Source organism: Nocardia sp. NPDC051787, assembly GCF_040681325.1.
Taxonomy (GTDB): Bacteria; Actinomycetota; Actinomycetes; order Mycobacteriales; family Mycobacteriaceae; genus Nocardia.
The window spans coordinates 1-6,255 of the sequence record NZ_JBFAYO010000064.1; the positions used below are offsets into that span (position 1 = coordinate 1).

Below are 6,255 nucleotides of genomic sequence, written 5' to 3' on the forward strand. Positions count from 1 at the left end.
GTCAGGAGGGCGTCCAGGTCGTTCGTCACACAATGATCTTCGACGCCCTCCGTCCATGTCCGGACAACGCCGGGACTTCGGACTTACTCGTCTAGTGTGCTGTCCGACGAGTCCGATCCGCCGGTCCTGGACGCGGAACCGGTCCTGGGGTGGGCTGATCCGGCACGGGTGTGTTCGGCCCTGGACGCGGAGAACGCTCTGCTGGCCGCGTTGCTCACCCGTCGGATCGCTCCGGCGGAATACCGTGCCCGCATGGTCCGGTTGGCGTGGCGGTGTGAGCCGGCCCGCCCGGCGGGCAGCGACCAGTAGCGACCGCTATGCGCTCGAATGACGTTGCGGCTGGGGCCCTCACGGAGATGGCGGACCTGATCGCCATCTCCGGCGGTGATCCGTACCGAGTGCGCTCCTACGAAAAGGCGGCCCGCTCGGTCGCCGGGTATCACCTCGACATCGATACCCTCGATCGCAAGGGACTGATTGCGATTCCGGCGGTCGGTGCGCACACCGCCGACCGCCTGCTCGAGCTACGCCGCACCGGCCGGATGGCGGACCTGGAGGAACTGCACGCCCAGTTGCCCGCCGGGCTTCGCGCCCTGCTGGGAATCCCTGGACTCGGACCGCGCCGGGCCCACCAGGTGTACGAGGAGCTGGGCATCTCCTCGATGCCGGAACTGATGACCGCGCTACACGACGAACGGCTGCGCAGCCTGAAGGGCTGGGGCGAGACCAGCGAACGCAATCTCGCACAAGCGATCCGAAGCATGCAGGAGTCCGGGCACCGCATCCCGCTGGCCGTCGCACTGGACATCGCCGAGAGTCTCATCGCCGATCTCGAGACGCTGCCCCAGGTTGGCCAGGTCGACTACGCGGGGTCGTTGCGCCGCATGCGCGACACCGTCGGCGATATCGACCTGCTCGTCGCGGCCGACGATGATCCGGAGACGGTCATGGCACACTTCTGCGCGCTGCCGCTGGTGGAGCGGGTTCTCGCACACGGCCCCACGAAATCATCGATCGTGACGACCCAGGGCATCCAGGTGGATATCCGTGTCGTACCGGCCTCGTCCTGGGGTGCCGCGCTGCTGTACTTCACGGGGTCCAAGGCCCACAACATCCACATCCGGAAGCTGGCGGTCCGGGCCGGACTGAAATTGAGCGAGTACGGGCTCTTCGACGCGGACACCGACCGGCTCCTGGCGGCGGCGACCGAACCGGAAATCTACGACGCGCTCGGGCTGCCGTGGATTCCGCCGACCCTGCGGGAGGATCGTGGCGAGGTGGAGGCCGCGGCGGCCGGGCGGCTGCCACGACTGGTCGAGACCACCGATCTGAAGGGCGACCTACATGTACACACCGACCTGACCGATGGCCTGGCCGACGCCGCGGACATGATCGCCGCCACGGCACGCCACGGTTACCGGTACTGCGCCATCACCGATCACGCTCCGCTGCTGGCGATGCAGCGGATGACCCGCGAGAAGGCCCTCGCTCAACGGCGGGAGCTGCGTGCGCTCGCCTCGAGGTACCGCATCGCGGTCCTGCACGGCTCGGAGCTGAACATCGCCGCCGACGGCACGTTGGACTGGGACGACGGCTTCCTCGCAGGCTTCGACATCCTCATCGCCTCGGTGCATTCCCAATTCGACCAGTCGCGCGAGGCGATGACCCGCAGGCTCGTCTCCGCCATCGAACACCCGTACGTCGATATCATCGGCCACCCCACCGCCCGCATCCTCGGCCGCAGGCCACCGATCGACTTCGACGCCGACGCGGTGTTCACCGCCGCCGCCCGTACCGGAACCGCTTTGGAGATCAACGCATTTCCCGACCGGCTCGACCTCGACGACGAACTGATCCGACGGGCACGCGAATTCGGCGTCATGTTCGCCATCGACACCGATGCTCACGCCGTCCCCCACTTCGACCACCTGCGGTTCGGCGTCGCCACCGCACAACGCGGCTGGACCGAGCCCGCCGAGGTCATCAACACCTGGCCTCTGCGCCGCCTGCGGAGCTTCCTCGCCAAGCGTCGCCGCGGAAAATAGGCTCGTTCGGCACAGCGGGAGCTGAGTTCTTGCAGGTGTTGTATGTCAGCCGCGGGCGTGGGCAAGCAGTACCGCGATCTCGGTTGTGATGCCCGAGGCGATGGTGTCGATGTCGGGGGTGGTGTCGTAGTCGCCGGTGATGGCGAAGGTCAGCTGGTCGAGGTAGCCGAGAATCGCGATTGTTGTGCGTACCCGCATCGCGATCGGGATGCACGGCCACAACTGGACTACGTCCCGGCCGCCGAGTCAGTCGGTGTCCGGGCCCGGGGATGTTGGTCGCCAGGGCGCTCACGCCGCGCTGAGGGAACCAGGACGCCAGCCGGAATACTTCTGCCACGATCCCGAACGGCAGGCGCTGCGACAGTGCGAGCAATGACTTCTCGGCGTCGGCTTCGCCTCGGGATCGATGCCGTTGGATCTGCTCGTGCACGGTGATCAGCCGCTCGACCGGGCGGTCGATCTCGATCGGGAAATGTGAGATCACCGCCGAGACTCGGTTGTCCAGAACGTCTTTCGCCTCGGTCGTTCGGTGTCGACACCGGTACCACGATGCGCAGCGTGGTGGGAATGGGATCTTCGCCCCGGGCTGATCAGCAGCCGGCGGTAGGCGGCGGCGATGGCGGCGACGGCGACATCGTTGACCGTCACACCGAATGCCTGCGCTATCTCGCGCACCTGCGGCAGCATGGTTCGCGCGATGGCGTAGCGGCGCTGCCGCCCGATGGGGCCGTTGAGCGAGGACTCGCCGACCGGCGTGATCGCCGCGTACAGCACCGGCGCCAGGGTACGCGCGGTTGCGACGGCAAAGCGCGGTATGGTCACGGGTGCGCGGATCGTTTCCGTCACTCGTTTCAGAAGCCCGGTGCGCGAATGTGTTCCGGCTGCGTGGTGTCGGCTTGCGTCTCCTGCGGCCGGGTCGCAGAAGTTTCCAGTAGCGTGATTTCGGACATTCCGTCGACCAGGGTGTGGTGGGCCTTGACGATCAGCGCCCAGCGGTTTTCCGTCAGGTGCTCGACCACGACCACCTCCCACAAGGGGTGCTCACGATCCAGCCGCTCGGTCAACTCGGTCGCGACCAGCTCCCGCAGTGTGTCTCGCCACCCGGGTCGGGTAGCGCGGTTCACCGGATGTGGTGCCCCAGATCGAAGGTCGGGTCCTCCTCCCACACCGGCGCTTTCAGGTCCATCAGCCTACGACGGACCCACTGCCGTAGCCGCCAGTGCCGCTCCAGCCCGCGATCGAGCCAGGCGCGTAGCTCCTGCTGCGCCGGCGGTGGCCCATCGACGATCGCCACCGTCCGGATCCCGAGACTGACCCGGCGGTCGGTGTCTTCCATTTCCATGAAACCGGTGTCCAGCGGGCCCAATTCCGTCATCGCACACCCGTCCGATCAGTGATAGAGGGCGTCGATGCTGCCGGCGAGGTTGTCGACGACTATCTTGCGGCGCAGTTTCATACTCGGTGTGAGATCACCTGCCTCGACAGACAGTTCGTGGTCGATGATGTCGAATTTCTTGATCTGTTCCCAGCGATTGAGTTGGGTGTTCAGGTGGTCGACGTAGCCGGCGATCACGTCGTGGGTCTTCTCGTCCCGCGCGATCTCGGCGAGCGGTTTGCCTGCCAGGCCGTGCTTGCCGGCCCATTCGGTGATGCTCTGGGCGTCGAGGCCGACCAATGCGACGCAATAGGGCCGTGTCTCTCCGTAGACGATGAATTCTGCCGCGTACGGACACATCCCCTTGAACGTGGCGGCAATCGCGGAGGGCGCGACATACTTGCCCTGCGAGGTCTTGAACAAGTCCTTCTTGCGGTCGGTGATATGCAGGTAGCCGTCCGCGTCGATCTCGCCGATGTCGCCGGTGCGGCACCAGCCGTACGCGTCGAAAGTCTCGGCGGTGGCCTCGGGGCGGCCGTGATAGCCGCTCATCACCCCCGGGCTTCTGAGCAGGATCTCGCCGTCCTCGGCGATCTTGACCTCGGTGCCGGGGAACGGCTTGCCCACCGTTCCGAACCGGTATGCCTCCGGGCGGTTGATGAACGAGGCGGCAGCGGTCTCGGTCAGGCCGTAACCTTCGAGCACGATGATGCCGATCGCGTCGAACCACTGCGCGACATCGCGGTCCAAGGGGGCCGCTGCCGAAACGAAGTACCGCAGCCGACCACCGAAGCGTTCCCGGATTTTGGCAAGCACCAGCTTGTCGGCGACTTTGTGCTGCAGTGAAATCAGCAACGACGGATCCTTGCCGGCCTGTCTTGCACGCGAGACTTTCAGGCCGACCCCGACGGCCCAGTCGAAGAGCTTCTTCTTGATCCCGCCTTCTTCGGCCACTATGCCCTCGATACGGGCATGCGCCTTCTCGAAGATGCGCGGGGCGGCCGCCACGATGGTGGGATGCAGGATCGTGAGGTTGTCCACGATCTTGTCCACCCGGCCGTCGATTGCCGTGGGAAAGCCGATCAGCGGTGACAGCGCCAACATCACCTTGCCGAACGCGTGGGACAGCGGCAACCACAAGAAGTTCAGGTCGTCGGGGCCGAGAACATGCAAGGCGTCGATTGCTGCGGCGCTGTAGGTCCATGCCGAATGCGGCAGCCTGACCCCCTTCGGGGTGCCGGTCGTCCCGGAGGTGTACATGATGCTGCCCAGGTGCTCGGGCCGGATTCCGCGGATACGGCCGACGACCGCATCCGGGGATTCGGCGAGCAGTCTGCGTCCGCGCTCCTCGAGGTCGTCCAGCGCGATCACCCAGTTTCCGTCGCCCTCGCCGTCGAAGATCACCACCTGTTGCACGTCGGGCAACTCGGCGCGGTGCTCGATCAGTTTGTCGACCTGGGTCCGATCCTCTGCAACGACGACACGGCTGCCCGAGTTGGCGACGATGAACGCGACGCCGGGGGCGTTGGTGGTGGGGTACACGGTGGTAGTGGCCGCACCAGCGCACATCACGGCGAAGTCGGCGAGCACCCATTCGTATCGGGTGGACGACACCAGCGCGACGCGGTCCTCGGCCTGGATTCCCAGCGTGATCAGTCCGGCGGCGAGGATGTCGACGCGGTCACCGAACTGCTTCCAGGACACGCTGGTCCAGCGCTCGCCGTCAGGGAATCGGAATGCTTCCGCGTCTGGAGTCGCGGCGATGCGGTCCACGAGCATCTGGGCAACCGAAGATGCCCGTTTCTCGATCTTGCTGAGATCGGGAAGTTCCTCGGATTCCCGGAGGAACGTCATGGCTTCATTCTACGGAGTTCCCGGCTGATTGATGTGGCGCTCGGACGAGAAAGAGGTGTACGAGGAGATACCAGCATGATTCCTGGAACCACTACGGACGGGGAGACCAGCGCTACGTTCCCCGTCTGCCCTTTCGGATTGCTCGGCCGGAATTTTCCTCTTGCCCGAGTATGGGTATGTCCGGGTGTTCGCGGGCGTCGAGTTCGAGATCGAGATCGAAGTGCACGGTGGCACCCTCGTATCGGAGCGCATCGCTCCACCCCTGTTCGGTGATGATCGCGAGCATGAGGGTGTTCTCCGCGAGAATTTCAGCCGTCAGATGCGCCACCCCGTTGAGGTAGGCAGCCATGCCCAGTTGCTGGACGAGCAATGTGCCGATGCCGTGTCGCTGGTCATGCGCGTTGACCACAAGTGCCATCTCCGCAGTGATGTGTCCCGGAGTGGTGTCGGTGACGATGTAATTCGCGACCCCGACCAGGCCGTCGCCATCGAAAGCGCCGAGCGCGAGGTGGGTGGAGTCGTGCTGGCACAGTTGTTCCGCGAACTCGTCGATATGCTTCGGGCGGGCGCTGAAAAAACGGAGATAGGCATCATGCTCCGACATCTGCTCATGCAGAGACACGACCGCGTCCCGATCGTCGGGCGTCAGTGCGCGGACGGTCATCCCGGAGACCGGCGGCCCAGTCGGTGCCGCTGCGGTACGAGCGCTGGATGCGAGCGGATCCGCGCCGAGGTCCACCCGGGGCATCCGCGACGGACAGATCATGACGGGACACCGGCTGTGGCGGAACAAGTGCGAGCCGAAACCGGGTGCATTCGAGACAGGCACGCAGCCGTCGATTCCGGTGACCCCTAGACGAGTAAGTCCGAAGTCGCGGTGATGCCTCATCTGGCCTGCATGTTCCCGTATCTGCCGCAGCAGTCCGGCTACAACAAGCGCCTGCGGGCCGCGCTCGGGCTGGTGAAACGGGTGATCCGGAT

6 protein-coding genes and 2 pseudogenes are annotated in these 6,255 nt (G+C 65.5%); 2 read left to right on the forward strand and 6 right to left on the reverse strand.

Annotation, left to right across the window (positions count from 1 at the left end):
• Nucleotides 1-96 precede the first annotated feature (96 nt).
• Both AB0M45_RS33605 and polX read left to right on the forward strand, forming a co-directional pair.
• Entirely contained in the window at nt 97-309 is a 213-nt protein-coding gene (locus tag AB0M45_RS33605) for a hypothetical protein (RefSeq protein WP_364337493.1), read from the forward strand.
• Between the two features lie 8 nt (nt 310-317).
• Nucleotides 318-2,045 (forward strand): DNA polymerase/3'-5' exonuclease PolX, encoded by a 1,728-nt coding sequence (polX, locus tag AB0M45_RS33610; RefSeq protein ID WP_364337495.1) that lies wholly within the window; start codon nt 318-320, stop codon nt 2,043-2,045.
• A 45-nt stretch (nt 2,046-2,090) separates the two neighbouring features.
• Here polX and AB0M45_RS33615 read toward each other — a convergent pair whose 3' ends face one another.
• The 6 genes and pseudogenes from AB0M45_RS33615 to AB0M45_RS33640 form a co-directional block, all read right to left on the reverse strand.
• Entirely contained in the window at nt 2,091-2,243 is a 153-nt protein-coding gene (locus AB0M45_RS33615; RefSeq protein WP_364337497.1) for a hypothetical protein, read from the reverse strand.
• 109 nt (nt 2,244-2,352) lie between these two features.
• Nucleotides 2,353-2,529, reverse strand: a pseudogene (locus AB0M45_RS33620) (WS/DGAT domain-containing protein); the annotation flags it as partial.
• Nucleotides 2,526-3,211, reverse strand: a pseudogene (locus AB0M45_RS33625) (wax ester/triacylglycerol synthase domain-containing protein). The pseudogenes AB0M45_RS33625 and AB0M45_RS33620, both read right to left, overlap by 4 nt.
• On the reverse strand, nt 3,166-3,420 hold the full coding sequence (locus AB0M45_RS33630; RefSeq protein ID WP_364337499.1) for a wax ester/triacylglycerol synthase domain-containing protein: 255 nt from the start codon (nt 3,418-3,420) through the stop codon (nt 3,166-3,168). Before AB0M45_RS33630 ends, AB0M45_RS33625 begins: the two are co-directional and overlap by 46 nt.
• A gap of 15 nt (nt 3,421-3,435) precedes the next feature.
• Nucleotides 3,436-5,274 carry a long-chain fatty acid--CoA ligase gene (locus AB0M45_RS33635; protein ID WP_364337501.1) on the reverse strand — a complete coding sequence of 613 codons (1,839 nt, stop codon included), beginning with the start codon at nt 5,272-5,274 and terminating at the stop codon, nt 3,436-3,438.
• Nucleotides 5,275-5,386: 112 nt separating this feature from the next.
• Nucleotides 5,387-6,013 carry a GNAT family N-acetyltransferase gene (locus AB0M45_RS33640; protein ID WP_364337503.1) on the reverse strand — a complete coding sequence of 209 codons (627 nt, stop codon included), beginning with the start codon at nt 6,011-6,013 and terminating at the stop codon, nt 5,387-5,389.
• Nucleotides 6,014-6,255: the final 242 nt, after the last annotated feature.

Bases quoted from the DNA above. Each gene is read 5' to 3' on its own strand.
- polX (WP_364337495.1), top strand. From the start codon at position 318: ATGCGCTCGAATGACGTTGCGGCTGGGGCCCTCACGGAGATGGCGGAC.
- AB0M45_RS33615 (WP_364337497.1), bottom strand. From the start codon at position 2,243: ATGCGGGTACGCACAACAATCGCGATTCTCGGCTACCTCGACCAGCTG.
- AB0M45_RS33630 (WP_364337499.1), bottom strand. From the start codon at position 3,420: ATGACGGAATTGGGCCCGCTGGACACCGGTTTCATGGAAATGGAAGAC.
- AB0M45_RS33635 (WP_364337501.1), bottom strand. From the start codon at position 5,274: ATGACGTTCCTCCGGGAATCCGAGGAACTTCCCGATCTCAGCAAGATC.